Raw genomic sequence first — 3,427 nt, 5'->3', positions numbered from 1 at the left:
TGATACACCTCTGAAACTCAGTGGCTTGAAGCATGCAACAGAGACAGCAGCAACAAAATTAATGGATCCAGAACCTAAAAGCGATCTTTCACGATTCGCGGATGGTGAGACTGTTCCGCGCGTCTGATGCGCTGGCGACAGCGCTGTCTGGTCGCTGGTTAGAGCGGGCGACCTATGATGGAGCGGCGCGCATGATCCGCAGTGTGCTCGATCAGGAGAAGCTGATCGGTCTTGAGAATGTTCCCAAGGGTGTCTCACTTATGACTATGCACAAATCCAAGGGGAAAGAGTTTGACGGCGTCGTAATGGTTGAAGGCATATATTCCAGCCCCTTCCTCCTCGAGCACGAAGCGCCCGACTTTGCGCCATCGCGGCGGCTTTTGCGCGTCGGAATTACCCGGGCGCGCAGCTTTGTCCTACTTGTGCGCCCCCGAACGGCCAGTCCCCTGATCGATTGATAGTGGGCGGCTTGACGCGCAATCCTCTTCGCAATTCGCCGGTTGGGTCGCGACTGCAACAAACGACCGATTACTCCACCCACTATTTTGATTTTTCGGACAGCCCGCGCCGCTCTTGTGCGCGTGGTTTTGTGCCCGAGCCAACGTATTCAGTACCCGACTGATTTTAGTCGAGCGGCAGCGAATAGCGGTAGCAGCGATACCCATGTTTCTGCCGATCAGTCCCAAATTCGCTCGCGAACGATTATGGGTGCCGCGAACGATTTTGGGTGATCCTACAAGATCTGTAGGGGCGCTCATAACGCTGCATCCCCGCCATTGATTTTACTCACAAAAATTGAAGACATTCGCCCAAAATATTGCGCGCCATTTGCGCATAAGTTTGCACGATTTGCCCATAACAATGCGCTGTTCGAGAAACGCGTTCAATTGATGGTAGTCACCGCACATCTTCTTCAACTAAAACCGGGCGCCTCTCAATCAAAAGTGCATTCTGATTGGAAATATTTAACCCTGATCATAGGGAAGCAGTTCATTCGTAGGCTTGTGTTAGATCCCGGCTTCAAGAAAGGATATTGCCGTAACCGCGAGGTGAGCGCGTCCAAATCGGCGCGCTCACTCTATTTTTTATTGCCTGTCACTACGGAGGCTAGAGCGATGTATTACTCTGCGGCAACCGCTTCCTCTGCTAGTGCCGGGTAATCGGTGTACCCTTTTTCATTGCCGCCGTAGAGGGTAGTTGGATCGAGCTCATTCAGAGCGGCGCCTTTCTCCAACCGGTTGACAAGATCAGGGTTGGAAATGAACGGCCGGCCAAAGGCCACCAAATCGACAGCTCCGGTTTCAACCGCTTCAACCGCCATTTCCCGGTCATAAGCGTTGTTGCCCATTTTCGCACCGTCAAACAATTTATAGAGCGCCTTCAGATCGCCACCTTCCGGAATATCGCGCGGGCCGCCGGTCTGTCCCTCCACGAGATGGAGATAGGCCAGCCCATAACCATTCAGCAATTTGACCGCATGGGTGAATGTCGCCTGTGGGTCGCTGTCGGAGATGTTGTTGGCGTCCGAGAATGGGCTGAGGCGGACACCAACGCGGTCGGCGCCCCAGACATCGACAACCACGTCCATGACCTCTTTCAGGAACCGTGCTCTATTCTCGACAGGACCGCCGTATTCGTCTTCACGCTTATTGGATTCGTCCCGCAGGAATTGATCAATAAGGTATCCGTTGGCTGCGTGGACCTCGACACCGTCGAAACCGGCCTCTTTGGCGTTTTCCGCGGCCCTCCGGTAGTCCGCAACGATGCCAGCAATTTCTTCGATGGCCAGAGCCCGCGGTTCAGATGTTTCAACAAACTGCTCACCATCAAACGTCTTGGCCTTAGCTCCAATTGCGGATGGTGCAACAGGGGCGCCACCGTCCTGTTGCAAGCTGGTATGGGAAATCCGACCCACATGCCAAAGCTGGATCACGATCTTGCCACCCTTTGCATGGACGGCCTCAGTCACTTTTTTCCAGCCTTCTATCTGTGTTTCGGAATAAATGCCGGGCGTCCAGGCATAGCCTTTGCCTTGAGGCGAGATTTGCGAAGCTTCTGTGATGATCAGACCAGCACCCGCCCGCTGGGCGTAGTATTCGGCCTGCAATTCATGAACGCTGTCATCTTCTGCCCTTGCCCGGTTGCGGGTCAGTGGCGCCATGACAACGCGGTTTTTCAGCTCGATTGCACCAGCTTTGATGCCGGAGAACAGTTTTTCATCAGCCATTGCTGCTTCCTTCTTTGGTAAACTTCGTTCAGATATTATTGGACCAATCAGTCCAATATTAGGGTCACTGTCTCATGATTGAGTTTGTTTTAGGTTTCATTTCTTTATGGCGGCGGGAGGCCTTATGGCGAAATCACCAACCGGGCTTGTTTCAGGGTTTGCGATATCTGCTCAGCGGGAACGCCCGCCTTGCGCAAGGCTAGTGTTCCGATTGCAAGGGACGCAAAGGCGCGTGCCTTGTTGAGGGCCTGTCCCGGATCCGAAGGCTCAAGCGCTCTCGCAATAATCTCGTCAATATTCTCCAAATGCTGCCGCCCGAGAGCCGCCACTTCATCATCATGAGGAGCAAGTTCCGTCAGGCAGTTGATAAGCATGCAGCCATCACGGCCGCCTTGCGGGTTCGCCAAAGCTTCCATTATCGCACCAACAGGGTCATCTCCGCCTGCATCAGCAACGTCACGCAGCTCTTTCAAACCACGCCTTGAATAGTGGCTGAGGGCTTTGTGAAACAAAGCCTGCTTGTTGCCGAACGCACCATAGAAGCTAGACCGACTCAAACCCATGGCCTTGGTCAGATCGTCCAGGGACGCGGTCTCGTAGCCCTTGTGCCAAAATACACACAAGGCTTTTTCCAATGCCTCAGCTTCGTCAAAGGCACGAGGTCTACCTGGACCTGCGGATGGCTTGATGTCGCCATTTGGGAGAGTTTTTTTGCTCATGCGGATGATTTGGAATGATTGGTCCAGAAATTCAAGGTGGCGGTAGGAAATTTTTGGAATGGTCAGTCCGTATTGTGACCAGAGAAAGGAATTTAGGTCGGTAGAAATACAAAACCTCCCCATCCCGCTTGGTGTCACGCTAATCTTAGGATCAGGACTGTTTGTCATTTTGCCGGAGTGTCAGACGACGAGGATCGTGATCGTAGAAAAGAGAGCCCGCGCTCGGTACTAGTTTCCAACACTGGACAGAATGACTGGCGGCTTTGTCCAACGCGTTGATGTTGATCACTAACAAACCAGAGATTGGTTCGGTAGATTCATGGCCAATGCCCTCAGCTTGTGAGGATTAATACTCCAATGAGTAACAAAGCCAAGAATTCAGAACTGGTTTTACGAGCATTAGAACGGCGGGTCGTCGTAAGCAAACCAACAATAATTTCCGCGCGTTAGGCAAAAAAAACGAGGTTAGCTGAAGTTTAAT

3 protein-coding genes are annotated in these 3,427 nt (G+C 52.6%); 1 reads left to right on the top strand and 2 read right to left on the bottom strand.

Going from position 1 to position 3,427, the window contains the following annotated elements:
• Positions 1 to 101 precede the first annotated feature (101 nt).
• On the top strand, positions 102 to 458 hold the full coding sequence (locus AC2FJC_RS23755) for an ATP-binding domain-containing protein (protein WP_496742184.1): 357 nt from the start codon (positions 102 to 104) through the stop codon (positions 456 to 458).
• Between the two features lie 662 nt (positions 459 to 1,120).
• On the opposite strand, the gene AC2FJC_RS23750 is transcribed toward AC2FJC_RS23755, so the two are convergent.
• Complete coding sequence (locus AC2FJC_RS23750; RefSeq protein WP_496742182.1) at positions 1,121 to 2,227, bottom strand: alkene reductase; 1,107 nt, start codon at positions 2,225 to 2,227, stop codon at positions 1,121 to 1,123.
• 122 nt (positions 2,228 to 2,349) lie between these two features.
• Positions 2,350 to 3,114: a TetR/AcrR family transcriptional regulator gene (locus AC2FJC_RS23745; protein ID WP_496742180.1), complete on the bottom strand. Its 765-nt coding sequence runs from the start codon at positions 3,112 to 3,114 to the stop codon at positions 2,350 to 2,352.
• Positions 3,115 to 3,427: the final 313 nt, after the last annotated feature.

The organism is Ruegeria sp. CDSB117, from assembly GCF_059611005.1.
Note: the sequence above shows the minus strand (reverse complement) of the source record. Positions and strands in the feature narration are given on the sequence as shown.

Excerpts from the sequence above, each read along its gene's own strand:
- AC2FJC_RS23745 (WP_496742180.1), bottom strand. The coding sequence starts at position 3,114 with ATGACAAACAGTCCTGATCCTAAGATTAGCGTGACACCAAGCGGGATG.
- AC2FJC_RS23755 (WP_496742184.1), top strand. The coding sequence starts at position 102 with ATGGTGAGACTGTTCCGCGCGTCTGATGCGCTGGCGACAGCGCTGTCT.
- AC2FJC_RS23750 (WP_496742182.1), bottom strand. The coding sequence starts at position 2,227 with ATGGCTGATGAAAAACTGTTCTCCGGCATCAAAGCTGGTGCAATCGAG.